At 73.5% G+C, this 20025-nt stretch carries 18 protein-coding genes; 4 read left to right on the top strand and 14 right to left on the bottom strand.

Features of this window, described 5'->3' with window-relative positions; translation table 11 throughout:
- The 10 genes from ACWD4U_RS11645 to ACWD4U_RS11600 form a co-directional block, all read right to left on the bottom strand.
- Positions 1–369 (bottom strand): WXG100-like domain-containing protein (locus ACWD4U_RS11645; RefSeq protein ID WP_363459604.1); only part of this gene is annotated, 369 nt, incomplete at its 3' end.
- A gap of 82 nt (positions 370–451) precedes the next feature.
- Positions 452–760: a hypothetical protein gene (locus ACWD4U_RS11640; protein WP_363459603.1), complete on the bottom strand. Its 309-nt coding sequence runs from the start codon at positions 758–760 to the stop codon at positions 452–454.
- Entirely contained in the window at positions 753–1316 is a 564-nt protein-coding gene (locus ACWD4U_RS11635) for a YbaB/EbfC family nucleoid-associated protein (protein WP_363459602.1), read from the bottom strand. Before ACWD4U_RS11635 ends, ACWD4U_RS11640 begins: the two co-directional genes overlap by 8 nt.
- 171 nt (positions 1317–1487) lie before the next feature.
- Entirely contained in the window at positions 1488–3734 is a 2247-nt protein-coding gene (locus ACWD4U_RS11630; RefSeq protein ID WP_363459601.1) for a hypothetical protein, read from the bottom strand.
- Between the two features lie 22 nt (positions 3735–3756).
- Positions 3757–4305 carry a hypothetical protein gene (locus ACWD4U_RS11625; RefSeq protein WP_363459600.1) on the bottom strand — a complete coding sequence of 183 codons (549 nt, stop codon included), beginning with the start codon at positions 4303–4305 and terminating at the stop codon, positions 3757–3759.
- 144 nt (positions 4306–4449) lie between these two features.
- Positions 4450–4743 carry a WXG100 family type VII secretion target gene (locus tag ACWD4U_RS11620; protein ID WP_363459599.1) on the bottom strand — a complete coding sequence of 98 codons (294 nt, stop codon included), beginning with the start codon at positions 4741–4743 and terminating at the stop codon, positions 4450–4452.
- Positions 4744–4774: 31 nt separating this feature from the next.
- Positions 4775–5125: a hypothetical protein gene (locus ACWD4U_RS11615; protein WP_363459598.1), complete on the bottom strand. Its 351-nt coding sequence runs from the start codon at positions 5123–5125 to the stop codon at positions 4775–4777.
- Positions 5126–5231: 106 nt separating this feature from the next.
- Positions 5232–6686 carry a type VII secretion protein EccB gene (gene eccB, locus ACWD4U_RS11610; protein WP_363459597.1) on the bottom strand — a complete coding sequence of 485 codons (1455 nt, stop codon included), beginning with the start codon at positions 6684–6686 and terminating at the stop codon, positions 5232–5234.
- 93 nt (positions 6687–6779) lie between these two features.
- Entirely contained in the window at positions 6780–8156 is a 1377-nt protein-coding gene (gene eccD, locus ACWD4U_RS11605) for a type VII secretion integral membrane protein EccD (RefSeq protein WP_363459596.1), read from the bottom strand.
- A gap of 90 nt (positions 8157–8246) precedes the next feature.
- A complete protein-coding gene (locus tag ACWD4U_RS11600) occupies positions 8247–8642 on the bottom strand; it encodes a hypothetical protein (protein WP_363459595.1) in 396 nt (131 codons plus the stop codon).
- Between the two features lie 186 nt (positions 8643–8828).
- Here ACWD4U_RS11600 and ACWD4U_RS11595 point away from each other — a divergent pair, with 186 nt between their 5' ends.
- Positions 8829–9698 carry a type 1 glutamine amidotransferase domain-containing protein gene (locus tag ACWD4U_RS11595; protein ID WP_363459594.1) on the top strand — a complete coding sequence of 290 codons (870 nt, stop codon included), beginning with the start codon at positions 8829–8831 and terminating at the stop codon, positions 9696–9698.
- 33 nt (positions 9699–9731) lie between these two features.
- On the opposite strand, the gene ACWD4U_RS11590 is transcribed toward ACWD4U_RS11595, so the two are convergent.
- The 4 genes from ACWD4U_RS11590 to ACWD4U_RS11575 form a co-directional block, all read right to left on the bottom strand.
- A complete protein-coding gene (locus ACWD4U_RS11590; RefSeq protein WP_363459593.1) occupies positions 9732–10748 on the bottom strand; it encodes a hypothetical protein in 1017 nt (338 codons plus the stop codon).
- Entirely contained in the window at positions 10745–11989 is a 1245-nt protein-coding gene (locus ACWD4U_RS11585) for a cytochrome P450 family protein (protein WP_363459592.1), read from the bottom strand. The genes ACWD4U_RS11590 and ACWD4U_RS11585 overlap by 4 nt, the downstream gene beginning before the upstream one ends.
- A gap of 35 nt (positions 11990–12024) precedes the next feature.
- Positions 12025–12789 (bottom strand): enoyl-CoA hydratase/isomerase family protein, encoded by a 765-nt coding sequence (locus ACWD4U_RS11580; RefSeq protein ID WP_363459591.1) that lies wholly within the window; start codon positions 12787–12789, stop codon positions 12025–12027.
- Between the two features lie 146 nt (positions 12790–12935).
- Positions 12936–13331, bottom strand: a complete 396-nt coding sequence (locus ACWD4U_RS11575) for a hypothetical protein (protein ID WP_363459590.1) — start codon at positions 13329–13331, stop codon at positions 12936–12938.
- 142 nt (positions 13332–13473) lie between these two features.
- On the opposite strand from ACWD4U_RS11575, the gene ACWD4U_RS11570 reads away from it, so the two are divergent.
- The 3 genes from ACWD4U_RS11570 (at position 13474) to ACWD4U_RS11560 (ending at position 20025) form a co-directional block, all read left to right on the top strand.
- Positions 13474–16230, top strand: coding sequence for an AfsR/SARP family transcriptional regulator (locus tag ACWD4U_RS11570; RefSeq protein ID WP_363459589.1), 2757 nt, complete (start codon positions 13474–13476; stop codon positions 16228–16230).
- A 231-nt stretch (positions 16231–16461) separates the two neighbouring features.
- Complete coding sequence (locus ACWD4U_RS11565; RefSeq protein WP_363459588.1) at positions 16462–19329, top strand: AfsR/SARP family transcriptional regulator; 2868 nt, start codon at positions 16462–16464, stop codon at positions 19327–19329.
- A gap of 141 nt (positions 19330–19470) precedes the next feature.
- Positions 19471–20025, top strand: coding sequence for a sigma-70 family RNA polymerase sigma factor (locus ACWD4U_RS11560; RefSeq protein ID WP_363459586.1), 555 nt, complete (start codon positions 19471–19473; stop codon positions 20023–20025).

Here is a 20025-nt window from a genome sequence, read left to right as displayed (position 1 = left end):
CAGCACCAACTGCACCACCTGCAGAATCGCCATCAGCTTCGTGTACTCGACCTGATTCGCGACCTGCCGCGCCACATCCCCCAACTCCCGCGACAAATCCGCGGTCTCCGCCATCACATCCCCACCCGACACCTGCCCCACCAGATCCCGGATCGCCGCCACGAACGCCTCCGCAGCATCACCCTCGAAATTCTCCAGAATCACCGGCACCAACTCGCCGACATAACCCCCCAACACCTTCAGGTCGTCCGCCACCGCGTAATAGTCGTCCGCCACCGACCGCATCAGATCCTCATCCGCCTCCGGCCACGGCATCCCCGTCACGAACGAGAAGAACCCGGCGATCTCAGGCGAAGGATTGATCGACATGGCGGCAGCCACCTTTGTGCGGAGAACTACGAACGAGGTAGGGGGGTCAACTGGGGTGCGGCAGGTCCCGGGTGAGGGAGTGTTACCAGTTGTTGGACTTCTTGGAGGCGTCGTCGTCGGCGGTCTGGAGCTGATCGGCGGTGGTCTTGCCGGCGGTGCCGACCCGACCGAGGGAGGTGCCGATGTAACCGACGGTCTTGGTGAGGTCTTCGGTGGGCTTGTCCACCTGCTGGTGGTACTGCTTGCCGATGTCGTCGTTGCCGGCCGAGGTCTTGTTGAGCTTGTTGAGGTGGACGATGCTGGTGTTGAGGTTCTTCAGCCGGTGCTCGAAGTCCTCGTAGTTGCCGAAGTAGGCCTTGAGGTCGCTGAGGGCCTTGAGCTTCTTAGCCACTGAATTCCTCCTGCTTCTGGGCCGACTTGCGGCGACGCTTGGGCTCGTCCTGCTTGAACTCGGCCTGCTTCTCGGCGGCGGCCTTCTTGGCGGCGGCGCGTTCCTCGGCCTCGAACTGCTCCTGCTTGGTTCGCTTGGCCTCGGCCTCCTCGGCTTCGAAGCCAGGTCGCATGGCGCGCAGCGGCTTCATCAGCTCCTCCAGGTCGGCGGGCAGGTCGTCGCCGAACCCGGCGGCGGCCTGGACGAGTTGGCCGACGTTGGAGAACTGGGAGATGCGCCGCGTCACCTTCTCGCCCATCCGGCCGCGGGCCTCGTTGAGGACGGTGACCAGGGCGGCGGAGAGTTCGGCGGGTGCCATCGACTGGTAGGCGGTGTTGAGGAACTTGATCGAGGTGACCTGGCCCTGCGGGCCGACGGTGACGCTGACCAGGCGGTCCTTGGAGGTGACCGTGGTGGTGACCTTGTCCAGTTCGGCCTTGGCCGCGGCCATCTTCTGCTGCTGCTCGCGCATCACGGCCATGGCGGCCTCGATGCGCCCTTCGACGTCCAGGTTCATCGCGACTCCTCTCGGGTCTCTCGGGTTGCTACTGATAGGAACGGAGAAGCGGGCGCCCGGGGATCAACCGAACCGGGACGCGATCGGATCGACCGCGGCCACGGCCCGGTTGCCGGGCGCCCGCAGGGGACCGGCGACCCGCCCCACAACGGGCCGCCGGGACTTAACGGTTCAGCGGCCGATGACGCCGCTCACCGACTTGTTCTCGGTGCCCCAGGCCTCCTCGTCCTCGGCGAGCCAGGTGGTCCGCTGCCGGGCCTGCCCGCCGGGGCCGCCCTGGGGCGACATGCCGCCCATTCCGCCCATCGGGGGCATCATCGGGGGCTGCTGGCCGGGGCCGCTGCCCTGGGCGGTGGCCTGCTGCTCGGCGGCGGCCGCGGCGCGCTTCTCGGCCTCGGCCTGGGTCTCCCGCAGCAGGGCGTCACCGCCGGTGGGGTCGCCGCCGCCGGCCACGGCCTTCTGGCTCATCCCGGTCTCCGGATTGAGCAGCGGGGAACTGCCGCCGACCGTGGTCGTGCTGTTCTTGCCGGTGCCGCCGTAGCCTCCGGACCCGGTGCCGGTGGTGACACCGCTGCCGAAGCCGGATCCGGTGCTGACGCCGCTGGTGCCGGTGCTGTAGCCGGAGCTGGTGGTGGACCGGTACTGGTTGCGCGCGTCGAGCAGCGCCTGTTCCTGGTTGGTCACCAGCTGCGAGGTGCGGTCGATCGGCTTGCCGTTGCCGTCGAGCAGGACGCCGTCCTTGATCTGGGCGTCCTTCGGCAGCACGTACGGGTTGCCGTTCGAGTCGACCAGCGGCTTGTTGTTGGCGTCCAGCAGCTGACCGTTGCTGATCTTCGCGCCATCGGGGACGGTGATCTGGTTGAACCGCTGGTCCGGCGTGTAGCCGCTCTGCGGGTCGGACTGCTTGACGCTGGAACCCTTGGGGGCGACCAGCTGCTTGCCGTCCGGGCCGAGGACCGGCTTGCCGGAGGAGTCGAAGACCAGGCCGTTCTTGTCGATCCGGGAGCCGGCCGGCACCATGATCGGCTGCTTGTTCTTGTCGAGGACGGGGTTGCCGTTCGAGTCGACCAGCGAGGACCTGCCGTCGGTGCCGGTGGTCGTGGTGCTGGTGGAGGTCCCGGGCAGCTTGATGTTCGGGTCTCCGCCGGGCAGGCCCGGGGTGGTGCCGGAGACCGTCTTCTTTCCTCCGGTACCGGTACCGGTGCCGGTCGAGTCGAGGCCCGGGATCGCACCGTCCGGTCCGGTCTTGCCGTTCGGATCGGTCTTGCCGTCGGCGCTCCCGCTCTGCTTGAGCTTGTCGAGCTCGTCCTGGTACTTCTTCTGCTGGTCGTCGGCCTGCTTCTGGTACTTGTCCTGCAGCTCCTGCTCCGTCAGCCCGCCCGTTCCGGTGCCCGAGGTGGACGGCTTGGGCATCTCCAGGTTCGGCGGGATGATGCCGCGCCGCAGGGCGCCGGCCACCGAGGTGTACTTGTCGTCGAGCTTGGAGAACGCGTCCTTGGACGCCGTGTCCAGCGTGACGAGGGTGGACATCCACTTCGTCTTCGCGGCCTTCTCGATCTTGTCGAAGAAGGCCTGCGAGTTGACGTCCTCTCCGCTCGCGCTGAGCACCTTGGCGGAAGTGAGCTTGGAGACACCGGAGTTGGAGTCGTAGGTGAACTCCCACTTGACGCTGGCACCGGCCATCGCCTCCAGAAAGGAGTCGTGCAGGGCGTTCAGGGCTCCGGCCCAGCGCTCGCTCATCCAGGCGTGGTACGCGTTGTACATGGCGAGCTGGGCGGACCCCAGCTCCTCGCGGGCGGAGTGCAGCTCCTGCACGTAGTTGGTCGGCTCGGTGAGGTCCGTCTTGACGTTCACCATGGCGAGCGTGAGGGTGCTGAGGAACTTGCGGAAGGTACCGGCCGCGTTGCCGCTCCAGTCGGAGGCCTTGCCCTGGTCGAGGCTCTCCGCCCAGGTCTTGAAGGTGGGAATCCAGGTGTCCAGGAAGCCGCCGACGCCGGTGAGCATCTCGCCCGCGTTGTCGAACGTCCACAGGTCGGTGACCCGGTTCTTGTACGGCATCGAGATGAGCGGGGCCAGGTTCTTCTCCGGGTCGTTGTGGAACGTGTTGTACGCCGACGACGTGGAGTCGAACATCGACCAGTCCGCATTGAACCCGACCACGAAGGCGTAGCCGCTGCCGTAGCCGGCGGTGCCGGTGGCCGCGAACGGGTCGACGAGCTGGGTGGACCACCAGATGTCGAAGCTGTGGTCCTGCTCCGGGACGAAGCTGTTGTACTGCTTCACCGCCCAGCTCTTGCCGTTCCCGCCGATCCAGCGCGCCGACCCGTCGCCGGCCACCGTGAGCCGGTTGGTCGGACCCTGGGTCTGCTTCTCTTCCAGGATCTTGAGCGCGTCCTCCCAGGACTTCTGCACTCCCATGGCGCTGCCCCCTTCCCGTGGCTCAGGTGGTGGTGGTCTCGGTGGTGGTGCTCGGTGCGGACGAGGCGGGCTTCGCCGAGCCCGACTTGATGGCGTTCAGCACGTCCCACATCTGGGCGACCGTCACGGTGTCGTCCGCCGCGTTCTGGATCAGCAGCTTGACGTTCTTCAGGCTGACGAACGTGGCGTGCATGGATCGCTCGAACGACTCGATCGCGTCGAGCAGTTGCTTGCAGAAGGCCTGGAAGGTCGACTGCAGTGAGCGGATGCTCTCCAGCTCCTCGGGGTTGCCGGGCAGCAGCTGCCCGGCGTCGCCGGTGAGCTTGCCCTGGGCCCAGGCCTCGCGGAGCATCATGACCCAGTGGTTGGTCTGAAGGTCCTTCAGGAACGCCTCGACCTTCTTGGCGCACTCCTCCAGGTACTGGTCGGTGACCTTGAAGCTGCCGTCCTCCGGCGGAGCCTTGGGATCCACCTTCTTCTTGTCGTCCGCGGTCTTCTTGTCGTCCGCGGTCTTCTTGTCGTCCGCGGTCTTCTTGTCGTCCGACTGCTCGGTGTCGGTCGTCGTGGCCATCGGGCAGGTCGTCCTCTCGTTGCGCTCGTTCGGGGTCATCAGGGGGAACGGCGGCCTGCCGAACGGCGGTTCACCTCCCGGAACGTGTGAGGACCCGACTCGCGCGGTGCGAGTCGGGTCCTCGGGTGTCCGGCCGAGCCGGCGCTAGCCGAACAGCTGGGCGCTGCGCTGGTCGGCGCTGCGCAGCGTGTCGTGCATGTCGGCGAGGCGGTCGGCACCGGAGTCGAACTCGGTGGTCATCGCGGTGTCCAGCGCCTCCACGGTGCGCTTGAAGTCCTGGAACGCGGTGCCCGCCGCACCCTGGAAGGAGTCGACGGCCGGCATCAGTTCCTGCATCAGCTGCTCGAGGCTGCTGTGCATCTGGTGCGCGTAGGCCTTCATCTGCTCGGTGGCCTCGGTGACGACGGTGTGGTCGACGTTGATGTCCAGATCGGACATGGCAACCCTGCTTTCTGTTCTGGGAGGTTGATCAGCCGTTGAGGACGGTGGCCACGCCGACGTCGTAGCCCGGGCTTGTGGTCCAGCTCTGGGCGACCGCGACGCCGTCCTGGGTCGCCCGGCCGAGGGCCGAGCTCGAGCCGAGGGTGGCCTCGTGCAGCGCCTGGTACTTCTGCATGATCGTGTCGTAGCCCATGATCCACTCCTCGACCTTGCGGCAGAACAGCCGACCGGCCTCGGACTGGAACCCGGTGCCGACCCGACCCATCAGCTCGTCGACCTGGGACTTGGTGCTCCTCATCTGGCTGACGTAGCCGTCGAGGTGCTGGAGCAACCGCTGCAGTACCTCATCGATGGCTACTGTCTTGTTCTCGCCTGCCACGTGTTCTCCTCGGTGCGTGGTGTCTTCGGGCCCGTTTCGCGGCCGCCGTGCGGGGCGGCCCGGCCGAGCCCTCGCCAGGTGGAACGGCCTTGCGCCGCAGGTGGGTTCAGCCGCCCTTGACGGGGGTGCAGGCATCCGCGGGGGCGAGCCGGGAGACCACGCCGCCGTTGGCGAGCGCCGCCGGGTCCAGGCTGGGGCCGGTCGGCAGCAGGGTGAGCAGGGTGTCGGGGACACCGACCGGGATGGCGCCGGCGTAGCCGAGTTTCTTCTCGGCGTCCTTGTTGGGCAGCGGGTACTTCACACCGTTGTCGGTGACCAGGTAGTCGGTGGCTCCGGTGCCGCCGCCGGACAGGGCTCGGACCAGGGCGCCGCCGCCGGGGCGGACGGCGATCCGGTCGGCTTCGGTGCAGGTGGGCAGGATGCCGGGTTCGCGGCTGGGGGCGCGGCCGCCCAGCGCCGCGGTGTCGACCACGGTGACCAGGGTGATCGGGCCGGCGGCGGCCGGCCGCAGTTCGGCGCAGATGCTCTGCCCCTGGGCGGGGTTGAGCAGCTTGGGCGGCTCGGCGGGCAGGTCGGTGCCGTGCGCGGTGGCGACCGGCGGGTGGTCGGCGAGATCGGCCGCGCCGATCGGCAGGGCGAGCGCCGGGGTGTTGCCGTAGGCCGAGCTCTGGGTCCGCGGGTCACCGCGGAGCAGTTCGAAGACCGTGGCGGTGATCTGTTCCAGTCCGCCCTGGCCGAGCAGGTAGTGTTCGCCGGCCGGTCCGGTGAACAGCTGCCCGATCCTGGTGGGGCGTCCGGCGAGTGACGGTCCGTCGGTTCCGCGTCCGGGGACGTCCGGCGGGGCGAGGTCGGCGCCGACCGGCAGCGCGTTGAGGAAGGCGGTGGTCACCGGGTAGGGCGTGGTGCCGGAGTAGCCGAGTGCCCGCGGCGCGCCGTTCGCGGTGTCGAGCTTGTGCCGCTTGCCCTGGCGCAGCAGATAGGGGGTGCCGTCGGGGGTGGCGATCAGGACGCCGTCGGTGGCGGTGAGCGGGTTGCCGTCCCGGTCGGGGGCGATCACCAGGGCGAGTCCGGGGGCGGTGCTGCCGGACGGCGTGGTCTCCCGGGCGGCGCAGGCCAGCCAGCCGTCGCCGCTCAGCGATTTCGCCGAGGGCAGCGCGTCGGGTGCGCCGAGGATGCCGACCGCCCCGCCGCGCGGCGTGTCGCCGAGCGACTTCTCGCGGACGTCGGTGAGCACCATCTTCTCCCCGGCGATCAGTTTGGCGCTGGCCTGGTTGAGGACGGGGTGCAGTTCACCGCCGAGGTAGAGGAACCGGGCGCCGGTCTCGGTGACCACGATCAGCGTGCCGGGTTTGCGCCAGCCGGTCGCGCCGCCGGGCACGATCACTCCGTACAGGCCCATGATCAGGGCGATGCCGACGCCGATGAACAGCCCGTTCCGGACGCCGCGGGTGGTGCGGCCGGTGGGGATGTCCGGCGCGTCGGGCTCGGCCCGCAGCATGCCTGCGGCGAGCCGGCTCATCACGAACAGGTGCGCCTGGACCTGGTCGCGCCTGGACTGCATCTGACTCCTCCTCGGATACGGCGTGCGGGGACGGCGGGGACGACGGCGCGGGCGCGGCGACGGCAGGTGCGGTGGTGGGCGCGGTGGGGCTGCTCAGCCGTTGAGGCCGCGGACCAGCGCGAACACCCCGGCCACGCCGAGGGCCAGCGGGAGCAGGCTCAGCGCGACCATGGTGTGCAGGACGTCGGCGATCCGGCCCCAGTACGGCAGCAGGCGCCGGCCCGGCACCGTCCAGGAGGCGATGGCGAGCACCGCCGCCAGCGCGGCGAGGCCCGCCAGGACCAGCAGCCGCCCGGAGGGGTCCTGCTCGCCGGCGTAGCCCGCGCCGAGCAGCCCGAGCCCGTACACTCCGGGCACCACCATGGCCAGGCGCTGCGGAATGCTGCCGACGGCACGGGCGTGCAGCAGGAGCAGGACGGAGAGCGCGGCGGTCATCGCGACGGCGAGGGTTCCCGTCAGGTCCGACAGCGCGGTCAGACAGCCGACGCAGGCCGCGCCGATGGCCAGGTGAAAGGCCGTCAGGTAGCCGTCGGCGACTCCGGTCCGGTCCAGTACCTCCTCGGCCGGGAACGGCTCGATGTTCTCCTGGAGTTCGTCGGCGGTGCGCGGCAGCGGCGGCAGCCGCAGTCCGGAGAGCTTGAAGGAGATGCCGGGCGCGAACGCGCCGAAGATCACCACGGCCACCGCGAGCAGCGCGGCGGTGTGGCCGGGTTCCAGGTCGGCGAGGGAGAGCGCTCCGGCGAGCACGCCGAGGCCGGAGGCGGCGAGCACGGCGAGGAACAGCGGCGCCGAGCAGGCCACGGCGGCGAGCGCCAGCACGGCGGCGCCCGCGGCGGCGGAGCTGCCCGCGAGCAGTCGAGCGGCTGTCAGGTCGGTGGCCCCGGCGGGCAGCAGGGCGCCGGCCAGGGCGAGGTAGGGAACGGCGGCGGCACCGAGTGCGGTGCCGGCCGCGCCGTCGCCGACCGCGCGCGAGGCGCTGCCCGCGCCGAGCAGCAGCAGTCCGCCGAGGGTGGCGGCGGCGAGCAGCCGCGGCTGGTGCGGGCCGGGGAGCACGAGCAGCACGAGGCCGGCGGCCAGCGACAGCATCGACAGTCCGAGCGCCAGGTGGTGGGTGATCGCGGGTCGCCAGGAGTCGGCGCGCTGCTGCATGCCGGTGGTGACGCCGTCGATCAGGTCGTCGAAGTGGACCGGCGGCAGTGCGTCGCGGCGGTGCCGTAGGAAGAGTTCGGTGCCGTCGTTGAGCTTGAGCGCCTCGGGTGTCTGGTCCTCGTCGAGCGGTTCCTCGCCGAGCCGTTGCAGCACCCAGCCGCCGTGCTCGACGGCGTCCTCGTCCAGGTCCTGCCCCGCGTAGCCGATGATCGTCGGGAGCAGGTCGGCGAGCGGGATGTCGGCGGGTACCGACAGCTCGAAGACCTTCTCCGGACCGTGGAACCTCAATCGGCACAGTCCTGCCACGGTACTGCTGCTCACTGCCCCGTCCTTCCCGCCGTCCACGCGCCGTCGGGCGCCTCGCGCCGAAGCGCCTCCGGACAGCGGAACGGGCAGGGTGCGGGGTTCAGTTCACCGGCGGGCGGCGGAGCGGCGCAGGACGTCCAGCAGGTGTTCGACGCCCGCGTCGCCGCGGCGTTCGATCAGCACGGCGAGCCAGCAGCCGGCCTGGTACCGGTCGGGCAGGCTCCAACTGCCGACGGAGGGGTGCTCGTCGAGGACCAGCGACTCGGCGAGCAGCCGCAGTTCGGTGAAGCGGCGGTCCGCGAGGGTGCTGAGCTCGCGCGGGGCGGCGTGCCGGGCGGTCGGGCCGAGCAGGTCGCGGACGGCCCCGATCAGCGTGGCGGCGTCGCCCGGCGGGACGTCCAGCGCGGGCACGTCGAGCTGGGCGTCCGCGGCCGGGCGCGGGGCCTCCAGCCAGTCGCGCAGCAGGAGGCGCACCTCGTCCTCGCGCTCGTCCCGGTTCACTCGGCCCCCTCGGCAGTCCTGGTGTACCTACCCCACAGTAGCGACCGGGGCGGACTGCCGACAGGTCCGTACCAAACCCGTGGCGGGCCGCGGCACGTACTCTCCTGAGGACCCGCGCCGAGCGGTCCGGACCGGTGGCTGCTGCCGCCGGGCCTCGCAACTCCTGCCCCGAACCGAGGTATCGCCGTGGCGACCGTACTCATGCCCCTGCCCAGCCGTGACTTCGACCCCTCCGAGGCCGCCGTCAGCTGGCGGGTCCTCACCGACGCCGGCCACACGGTGCGCTTCGCCACCCCGGACGGCCGGCCGGGCGTCGCCGACGACCTGATGGTCACCGGCCGCGGCCTCGACCCGTGGGCCCGGGTGCCGGGCCTGGGCCGCCTGGTGCTGGTCGGCCGCGCACTGCGCGCCGACGCCGCGGCTCGGCGGGCGTACGCCGAGATGACCGCGGACCCCGCGTACCGCGCGCCCGCCACCTGGTCCGGGTCGACGCTGGACGGCGTGGACGGGCTGCTCCTGCCGGGCGGTCACCGGGCGCGCGGCATGCGGGAGTTCCTGGAGAGCGCCGACCTGCAGTCGCTGGTCGCCACCGCCTTCGCCCGGGACCTGCCGGTCGCGGCGATCTGCCACGGCGTGCTGCTCGCCGCGCGCAGCGCCGACCCCGCGACGGGCCGCTCCGTCCTCCACGGCCGCCGTACCACCGCCCTCACCTGGTCCCTGGAGGGCCGCGCCTGGCGGGTCGCCCGCCGCACCCGCTTCTGGGAGCCCGACTACTACCGCACCTACCCCGACGGCCCCGGCAACCCCGCGGGCTACATGTCGGTGCAGCAGGAGGTCACCCGCTTCCTGGCCTCCCCCGCCGACTTCCTGGACGTCCCGGGCACCGACCCCGACGCCCGGCGCAAGCTCGCCGGTCGGCACCGTGACACCCCGTCGGACGCCCGCCCCGCCTTCGTGGTCCGGGACGGGCGCTACGTCTCCGCCCGCTGGCCGGGTGACGCGCACACCTTCGCGGCGGTGTTCGCCGAGGTGCTGACGGAGACGGCGACCGGCTGACGGACCGTCGGGCACCCGCTGCGGTCCACGCCTTCAGCCGTGGGAGGCGCGATGGACCGCGGCGGTGCCTTCGGTCGCTCGGGTGTAGGGGCCGAGCCCGGTGAGTTCGATCATGGTGGTGGCGAGGCCGAGGAAGGCGCGGTGGAGGGTGCGGCCGGACGCGGCGGGCAGGCGGTGGGTGCGGCGGAGGGCCTGGTCGGTGTCGGGCAGGAGGGTGGGGTCGGGTTCGGCGGTGACGGCGTGCCAGGTGCGGGTCAGCAGGTCCCGCAGCTCGTCGTGGCTGGTGCCGAGGTCGGGAGCGGTGGCGGTGGCGGCGTCGAAGAGTTCGCGCCAGCGGGAGCCGAGGCTGCGCAGGGCGCGGCTGTCTGCGGCCCAGTCGCAGTCGGTGAGGACGGATTCGGCGAGCGCTTTGACGGTGCGGGCGTGGTCGGTGTCGGGGATGCGGGCGCCGAGGGTGCGGCGGGTGGCGCGGCGGGCCAGCTGCTCGGCGGGGCCGCCGGGCGGGGCGGGCCGGGTGGACCACAGCGGGTGCCCGTCGGGGTGGTGCAGCAGGTGGCCGGGGCGCAGGACGGTGGCCGCCGCGGCGCGCAGCCTGGTGTGGGCCGGACGGTGGCGGTAGGCGGTCCGGGTGGGCGAGTCGTCGGCGGCGCGGGCGTGCAGCTGGACGAGGATCGCGGGCGACGGGGCCAGGACGTGCCACAGGCAGGCGCCCATGGCGGCTTCGGCGGCCTGTTCGTGGCCGACCCGGCCGCAGCCGCAGAGCAGGACCTCGTCGGTGGCCCGGGCGATCGCTTCGGCGTAGCCGGTGAGGGCGGCGGGTCCGCGGGCGGCGAGCGCTTGGCTGAGCGGCTCGCCGCGCACGTGGTCGGTCAGCAGGCGGGCGATCGCGTCGTAGCGGGGGGCGGAGTCGACGGTGCGCCGGATCCGGCCGCAGCTGCCGGCGAAGGTGAACTCGCCGACCGAGTCGGCGAGTTGACCGAGCGGGCGGGTCGCTGCGGGGCGGGTGGCGACGGGCCCGGCGGGCCGCAGGACGGTGGCGGCTGCTCTCACGCTCCGCTCTCCGGGCCGTGCTGGCGGTGGAGGCGCACGGGGAGCGCCTGGAGGCTGTTCAGCGCGATGGCGGGGCTGGGGGCCAGCTCGGCGTCGGGGACGGCGAGGTGCAGCTCGGGGTAGCGCTCGAACAGGGCGGGGAGGGCGATCGCGGCTTCGAGGCGGGCCAGGTGCGAGCCGGGGCAGATGTGCGGGCCGTGGCCGAAGGCGAGGTTGCGGGTGGCCGGGCGGGTGACGTCGAAGCGGTCGGCGTCGGGGCCGTGTTCGGCGGGGTCGTGGCCGAGCGCGCCGTACGCGACCAGCACGGCTTCGCCCTCCTCGACGAGGGTGCCGGCCAGGTCGATGTCCTCGGTGGCGTAGCGGGCGAGGAAGTTGTTGACCGGGGAGGCCCAGCGCAGGGTCTCCTCGACGGCGGCGGTCCAGTCGGCCCGGCCGGTGAGCAGCAGGTCGAGCTGGTCGCGGTGGCCGCAGAGCGCGCGGACGGCGTTGACGATCAGGTTGACGGTGGTCTCGTGGCCGGCCGCGACCATCACGGAGAGGGTGCCCTGGACTTCCTCGTCGGTGAAGCGTTCGCCGCCCTCGCCGGCGGCGAGCAGGGCGCTGGCCAGGTCGTCGCCGGGGTGGGCGCGCTTGTCGTCGAGGACCCGGGTGTAGAAGGCCCGCAGGGCGGCGATGGTGGCCATCACCTCGGCGGGGCCGGCGACGGAGGAGAACAGCGAGTCGTAGAGGCGGCGCAGGTCGCCGGTGTCCGCGCGGTCGAGGCCGCAGAGTTCGCCGATCACGTTCATCGGCAGCGGGAACGCGAACGCGCTCTTCAGGTCGACGACCTCGGTGCCGTGGCCGGCCAGGTGGTCGAGGAGTTCGTCGGTGACCTCGGTGATCCGGGGCCGCAGCGCGTCGACCCGGCCGGGGGTCAGGGCGGCGGCGGTGAGGGAGCGCAGGCGGCGGTGGTCGGCGCCGTCGACGGTGACCACGCTGCGGCCGGGGTTGACGGCGGCGGTGAGCGACCAGCCTTCGGGGATCTCGCCGCGCTGCCAGGCGCCCCAGCGGTTGACGTCCTTGACGAAGCGGGCGTCGGTGAGGAGTCGGCGGGCGGCGTCCTGGTGCGTGACGGCCCACATCCGGACGCCGCCGGGGAGTTCGACCCGGGCGACGGGGCCGGCGGCGACCAGGCGGGTGCGTTCCGCGTCGCGGTCGGCGGCGTGCGGATCGAGCGGGACGAGCACGGGGGTGTCGGTCATCTGCGGTCTCCGTAGCTGGATGGGACGGGCGGGTGTCACCACGGCGCGCGCTGGGCGTCCGGGTGGTCGGCGCGGGCCCGCTGGTCGGCGTGGACGGCGGCGAGTTCGGCCTCGGTGAGGCTGTCGTCGGGCCGGCCGGGCGGTTCCTGGGCGCGCAGTCGCGCTTTGGCCAGCAGGACGCCCGCCGGGGCGGCGCGGGCCAGGCGGCGGGTCCAGCGGCTTTCCAGGCGGTCGATGAGCTCGGTGGGGCCGGTGCGGTTGACCAGGCCGTAGCGGGTGGCGGTGGCGGCGTCGACGCGTTCGCCGAGCAGGACGAGCTCGCGGGCCCGGGCGGGTCCGATCTCGGCCACCAGACGCGTCAACGCATCGCCCCAGCAGGGCGGTTGACGGACGTACAGTTCGGGGAGCCGGAAGACGGCGTCCTCGTCGGCGAGGCGCAGGTCGCAGGCGACGGCGAGGGACAGGCCGAGTCCGGTGGCGGCGCCGTGGACCCGGGCGAGGGTGACGGCGGGTGCGGCGGTGACGGCGGCGACGGCGCGGGCGGAGAGGGCGGCCTGTTCGGCGGCGGCGTCGGGGTGGTCGGTGCCGGGTTCGGCGAGGTCGACGCCGGTGCAGAACGAGGGTCCGGCTCCGCGCAGGGTGACGACCCGGATCGCGGGGCGTTCGGAGAGGCTTTCGAAGACGGCGGCGAGGTCACGCAGGGCTGCGCGGTCGAGGGCGTTGGCCCGGTCCGGCCGGTTGACGACGACGCGCATCAGCGGGCCGTCGACGTCCACCACAATGGCGCTGCCTGCGGACACGGCACGCCCACCTCTTCCCTCACGTCCGGCGGGGTCCGTTTTTGGGGACGCTCCGCTCCTCACGGTCGAACGGGCCGCGAGGGTCGGGTGGTTCAGCCTCGTCGAAGGAAATTTCGACGAGTTCTCCGGCGGCTGCCGACGGCGGGTCAGCGCCCGGCCGCGAGGCGTTCCACCAGGCGTTCCACTCCTTCCGCGCCGAGTCTGGCGATCAGGACGGCGACCCATTCGGTGACGGCTCGACGTTCGACGGGGCTCCACCCGCCGACGGAGGGGTGCTCGTCGACGACGAGGGCACCGGAGATCCGGCACAGCGCCGCGAAGCCGGGCGCGGTGCGGGCGACGGCGACCAGCCTCGGGTCGGGGTCGCCGCCGAGGGCGAGCACGTTGCGCGCCTCGCGGATGACGGCGGAGGCGTCGGCGGGCGGCAGGTCGAGTCCGCCGACCGGTCGGTCGTCCGGGGTGTCGGGCGGCAGCTCCACCGGCTGCCAGCTGCCGATCATCAGGCGGACCGCGTCCGCCTCGATCCGTCGGCCGAACCTCACGTGGCCACCCCCTGAACAGTCGTCGACGGGTCCGTCCCCCCTGTTCCGCACAACGAGAAGGGCCGTCCCAGTGGTTCACTCCTGACCCGCCGGCCGGTAGTGTCGGTCGCACCCGGGGGCGACACGAGATGGCAGGAGATCTGTGGACGTCCTGGTGCTGGGCCCGGTCGAACTGCGCACCGAGAGCGGCGCGGTGCTCGCCGTGGGCGGCGCGCGGCGCTGGGCGGTGCTCGCCGTGCTGGCGGTACACCTCAACGAGGCCGTGACGGTGGAGTCGCTGGCCGACCAGGTGTGGGCGGGCGAACCCCCGCCGACCGCCCGGGCCGCCCTGCAGGGACACGTCGCGGCGCTGCGCAAGCTGCTCGGCGAGGGTCTTCACCTGGTCAGCACGCCGGGCGGCTACCGGCTGGAGGGCGACCGGGCCCGGGTCGACTCCTGCCGCTTCGAGGACCGCTTCGACGAGGCACGGGCGGTGCGCGACGACGAGGAGGCGGCGCGACTGCTGCTGGCCGCCGTCAAGTCCTGGCGCGGCGACGGGTTGACCGGCCCGAACGGCGAGGTGGTGTGCCCGCCGCTGGCGCGCCGGCTGTCCGAGCGGCGGATGCGGGCGATCGAGGCGTACGCGGAGCGGATGCTGCGGCTCGGCCGGGCCGGGCAGGTCGTCCCGGCGCTGACCATGGCCGTGCGGGCTCACGCGCTGCGCGAGCCGCTGGTGCGGCTGCTGATGCTGTGTCTGCACCAGACGGGCCGCACCGCCGAGGCCGTCGAGCTGTACGAGCAGACCCGGGAGGGCCTGGCCGACGAGCTCGGCGCGCAGCCGGGCCCGCAGCTGCTCGACGCACTGGCCCGAATCAGCGTCCGGCCCGAGCCCGCGGCACCTGCCGCGGGTCCGGCCCTGGTGCCCCGTCAACTGCCGCGCCGCACCGGCGGGTTCGTCGGCCGGGAGGCGGAGCTGGCGGAGCTGGACCGGGCCGCCGCCGCGGGCCCGGGGGTGCTGGCGGTGGTCGGACCGGCGGGCGTGGGCAAGACCGCCCTGGTGGTGCGCTGGGCGCACCGGGTGGCGGAGCGGTTCCCGGACGGTCAGCTCTTCGCGGATCTGCGGGGGTTCGACGAGGGCGATCCGGAGCGCGTCGACGCGGTGGTCTCCGGGTTCCTGCACGCGCTCGGCGTGAGCGGCGGGCAGCTGCCGACCCAGCCCGGCGAACGGGCGGCGATGCTGCGGTCGTTGCTGGCCCGGCGCCGGCTGCTGGTGGTGCTGGACAACGCGCGGGACGCGGCGAGCGTGCGCGGGCTGCTGCCGTCCGGCTCGGGCAGTCTGGCGGTGGTGACCAGCCGTTCGGCGCTCTCCGAGCTGGAGTTGCGGGAGGGTGCCCGCCGGGTGGCGCTGTCGCCGCTGCCCGCCGCGGACGCGGTGGCGCTGGTCGCGGCGGTGGCCGGCGTGGACCGGGTGGCGGCGGAGCCGGAGTCGGCCCGGCGCTGGGTCGAGCTGTGCGACCATCTGCCGCTGGCGCTGCGGATCTCCGCCTCGCGGCTGGTGACCCGTCCGCAGTGGAGCATCGCGCAGACCGTCGCGGAGATCGAGGACGAGCGGCACCGGCTGTCCGGGCTGGCGGTGCCGGGCGGAGTCGGGGTACGGGCGGCGATCGCGGTGACGGGCCGTCTGCTGCCGCCGGAGGCGGCCCGGTTGCTGGCCCTGCTCGGGGTCCTGCCGGTGGAGGAGTTGGACGCCTGCACGGCGGCCGCACTGCTCGGCCAGAGCCTGGCGGAGGCGCGGCACGCGTTGGGCGTGCTGGCGGCGATGCACCTGCTGGAGGAGCCCCGCCCCGGCCGGTTCCGCCGGCACAGCCTGGTCGGCCTGTACGCCCGTCAACTCCTGGCGGAGACGGCGGACCCGGCGGTGGTCGGCGCCGTCTGGCGGCGGCTGACCGAGTACTGCGTGGCCGCGACGTACGCGGGCGCGGGGCCGCTGACTCCCTACCGGCAGTTGCTGGAGCCCGCAGCGGCGGCGAACGCCGGCCTGCCCCGGGCGATCGACTCGCCGGCCGGCGCGGTGGCCTGGTTCGCCGGGAACGAGCCGCTGGTGCGGGCGGTGGTGCAGCAGGCGCTGACCCGCGGCGACCACGACGGGGCCTACCGACTGGCTCAGAACGCGTACATCTTCTACTACCTGGCCGGTCCGGCCGACTCCTGGGTGGCGGTGTGCCGGGACGGCCTGGCCGCGGCGATGGCGGTGCGGCCCGGCGCGGGCGTGGCACACGCGCGCAGTGCGCTGGGGGTGGCGCTGATCGGGGCGGGCCGGGCCGAGCAGGGGGTGAGCTTCCTGGAGCGGGCCCGCGACATGGACGCTCAGCTCAGCGACCCGCGCGACCGGCTGGTCACCTTCATGCGGCTCGGCGTCGGCTACCTGGAGTGCGGGGCGCCGCCGGAGCGGGCCGCGGCCGCGTTCGAGAGCGCGGGGCGCCTGGCGGACGAGCTCGGCGACGATCGCACCAAGTCGGTGGCGCTGTACCACCTGGGCCGGGCCCGGCTCGCGGGCGGGCAACTGGAGCAGGCGCTCGCGGACGCGGACGCCTCACTGGCGCTGCTGCCGGGCGCGAAGGACAACGAGCGGGTGTGGCTGGTGCTGCTGCGTGCCCAGGTGCTGGCCCGGCTCGGCCGGGCGGAGCAGGCCCTGGCGCCGGCCGAGGAGGCGACGGCGGTCCTCGGGCGGCTCGGCTACACCGCGCGGGAACCGGAGGGGCACCGGCTGCTGGCGGAGCTGTTGCTCGCCGGCGGCCGGGCGGCCGAGGCCAGGAAGCATCTGCGGCTCGCGGTCGACCAGCTGGTGCGAGCGGGGTCGCCGCTGGCCGAGCAGGCCCGGCGGGAGCTGGCGGCGGCCGAGGGCGTGCGCGGCTCGTGAAACCGGTCCGGCGCGGATGAACCGTGGGCATACGGTGAAGAAATTCGTCGCAGGTCAGATAGCGTTTTGAGGTCTTTTCAGCGGCTCCCTTGACGTGGCAACGCTAGGTGCGGAATCTTCGATCTGTCAGAACGGTGCAGGTCGGAGCGGGTCACCCGGTCCGCCGGCCGTTCGGTCTGCGTGCGGCGGGCGGACAGTGGGCGATGTGAATGGGGTGTGGTCGGTGTGAGGGTGTCGCTGCTGGGATCGGTGGAGTTCACCTCATCGACTGGCGACACCCTGGACGTACCGGCCGGTAAGCGGCGGTCGGTACTCGCCCTGCTCGCCCTGGAGATCAACCGCGTCGTCCCGGTGGAACGTTTCTTCGACCTGGTGTGGGACGGCGACCCGCCGCCGCAGGCCCGCGCCGCGCTGCAGGGCCACATCGCCGGACTGCGCAAGCTCTGTGACGGCACGTCACTGACCGTGGTCACCCAGGCCCCCGGCTACCTGCTGCGCGGTGACGAGGAGCAGGTAGACGCGCGGCGGTTCGACCGGCTGATCGCCGAGGCCCGCACCGCTCCCGACGAGCAGGCCACCGAGTTGCTCGGCCAGGCCCTCGCACTGTGGCGCGGCGAGCCGCTGACCGGCGTCCCGGAGGGCGAACTGCGGACCCGCTGGGGCAACGACCTCGCCGAGGCCCGGCTGCGCACCCTGGAGGAGTGGGCGCAGCGGCTGCTGACGCTCGGCCGGGCCGGCGAGGCGACCGGCGCGATCGAGGCGGCGCTGCGCGAGGACGGGCTGCGCGAGCCGCTGGTGCGGCTGCTGATGCTGGCGCTGCTTCAGGAGGGCCGCCAGGCGGAGGCGCTGACCGCCTACCACCGCTGCCGGCGGCTGCTCGCCGACCAGCTCGGCGTGGTGCCGGGCCCGGCCCTGCAGGGCGCGCTGGCCGAGGTGCTCGACCAGGCCGGCTCCGAGGAGCCGGTCGCCCCCTCCCCCACGCCACCGGCCCGGTCGTCGGCGCCCGCGCCGGTGGCGGCGGCGCGAACCCAGGTGCCCCGTCAACTGCCACGGCTGCAGGGCGGGCTGGTCGGCCGTGACGCGGAGACGGACTGGCTGGACGAGCAGCTCGGCGCGGACGGCGACGGCGGCGGCCTGGCGGTGGTGACCGGCGCGGCCGGGTCGGGGAAGAGCACGACGGTGCTGCGGTGGGCGCACCAGCGGGCCGACGGCTTCCCGGACGGCCAGCTCTTCGCCGACCTGCGCGGCCTGGACCGCGGCAGCCCGGTCGAGCCGCACGAGGTGTGCCGGACCTTCCTGCAGGCACTGGGCGTACCCGAGCCCCAGATCCCGGACGAGCCCGCCCGCGCCGAGGACCTGTACCGCTCGGTCACCCAGTCGCTGCGGCTGCTGGTGGTGCTCGACAACGTGGGGCGCGCGGACACCGTACGGCCGCTGATCCCGGCCGGCTCGGGCAGTTCGATGGTGGTGACCAGCCGCAACGTGCTGAGCGACCTGGTCGTGCTGGACGGCGCGGCGACGCTGTCGCTGGGCGCGCTGCCGGTCTCCGACGCGATCGAGCTGGTGGAGCGCCTGGTCGGCGGCGAACGGGTGCGCGCCGAGCCGGAGATGACGCTGCGGCTGGTCGAGCTGTGCGACCGGCTGCCGCTGGCGCTGCGGATCGCGGTGGCCCGGCTGACCGCTCGTCCGGCCTGGCTGATCGGCGACCTGGTCGAGGAACTGGAGGACGAGCGGATGCGCCTCGAACTCCTCGACACGGCGGGCGAGTCCAGCGTCACCGCGGCGCTCGGCGCGACCCTGCACCAGCTCAGCCCGGACGCCGTGCGGCTGCTCACCCGGCTCGCCCTCCATCCCGGGGTGGAGATCGACGCCCCGGCCGCGGCCGCGTTGCTCGGCGCCAACGAGCAGGTCGCCCGGGCCGCGCTGGGCATCCTGGCGGTCTTCCACCTGGTGACGGAGGTCAGCCCGGGCCGGTTCACCTGCCACGACCTGGTGCGGCTGTACTCGGCGCGGCTCGGCGAGCACGACCTGACCGCCGAGGAGCGGCAGCAGGCCGCCGAACGGCTGCTCGACTACTACCTGGCGGCGACCGTCCGGGCCGGCTCCTTCACGACCCTGCACCGCGGTGGCCCGCCGCCGGCCGGCGGCTCCGAGCCGTCGCTGCCGGCGCTCGCCGACGCCGGGCAGGCACTGGACTGGTTCCGCCGCGAGGAGCCCACGCTGCGCGCCCTGGTGGAGTCCGCGAGCACCGAGCGGGCGTACGGGCCGGCCTGGCGGCTCGCCGACGCCGCGGTGACCCTCTACCACGGCACCGGCACGGTCTCGGCGTGGCTGTCCTGCGTCCAGGCGGGTCTGCGGGCGGCGGAGCGGTCCGGCGAACCGGTCGCGGTCGGCCGGATGACGGCAGCCGTCGGTGCGGCGCTCACCGAGCGCGGCCGGCCCGGCGAGGCGGTCCGCCACCTGCGCCAGGCGGTGCAGTACCAGGAGGCGTTGGAGCTCTCCGTCGACCTGGTGCGCAGCCGGCTGGCGCTCGGTGTCGCCGAGGCCGCGCTCGGGCAGCACGAGTTCGCCGCCGACGTCTTCGAACTCGCGCTCGAGGAGAGCCGCCGACTCGGCGACGCCCGGGCCGAGGGCCTCACCCTGGCCACCATGGCGGAGGCGCTGCTGGCCTGCGGCAAGAACGCCGCCGCCCTCGACCGGGCCCGCCAGGCCCGCACCATCCTGGCCGACCTGCCCACCTCCAACACCGCGTTGACCGCGCTGGTCAGCGAGGCGGACGCGCAGCGCCGACTCGGCCGGGACGACGAGTCCGAGCAGCTGTGGGCGGAGGCGATCACCGCCGCCGCCGATCTCGGGCACACCAGGGTGCTCGCCACCGCCGAGTGGCGCTACGCCACGCTGCTGGAGGGCCTCGGGCGCCGCACCGAGGCTCTCGTCCACCTGCGCCGGGCCGCCGAGCTGGCCGCCGAACGGCACGACGCGGCGGCCTCCGCCCGGATCGCCGAGGACCTGCGCCGCCTGACCGAGGCCGAGGCCGACCCCGCGTCCGCCTCCGACCCCGTCCCGCCCCACGCCTCCTTGCCCGCCGCCAACGCCTGACGGGTCGGCGGCCAACGCCTGGGCGCGCCCGCCAACGGCACCCACGGGACGGCGTTGGCGGTTCGTTCGGCCCGCGTTGGCGGCCGCTGACACCGTACGGATCATCAGATCGAGGCGGTTCGGACGGGAGCGAGGTCGGCGATGGGGACTTTGGGCGGCAACACGGGCGCACGGCTGGACGAGGAGACCCTGGGCGAGCTGTACCGGATGCACGGGCCGTACCTGCTGCGCGCCCTGCTCAAGCTCACCGGCGGCGACCGGTCGAAGGCCGAGGACATCCTGCAGGAGACCCTGGTGCGGGCCTGGACCCACCCGGAGGCGTTCACCCAGGGCCCCGAGTACGGTCGGCCGTGGCTGTTCACGGTGGCCCGCCGGATCGCCATCGACCACTTCCGGATGCAGTCGGTGCGCCCGCAGGAGGTGTGGGACGACTCGGCCGCCGAACGGCCCGCCGCCGGCGACCCGTACGAGGCGGTGCTCGCCGGGCACGACCTGGCCGCGGCGCTCGCCCAACTGGCGCCCGACCACCGGGCGGTACTCGTCGAGGTGCACCTGCGCGGCCGTTCCGTCGCCGAGGCCGCCCGCACCCTGGGCATCCCGGCGGGAACCGTCAAGTCCCGTACGTACTACGCGATGCGGGCGCTGCGCCCGGTGCTGGAGGCGCGCGGGATGGGGCCGCTGGCGGCCGTCGGCTGA

The sequence above is a fragment of the Kitasatospora sp. NPDC002522 genome (assembly GCF_053595195.1).
Note: the sequence above shows the minus strand (reverse complement) of the source record. Positions and strands in the feature narration are given on the sequence as shown.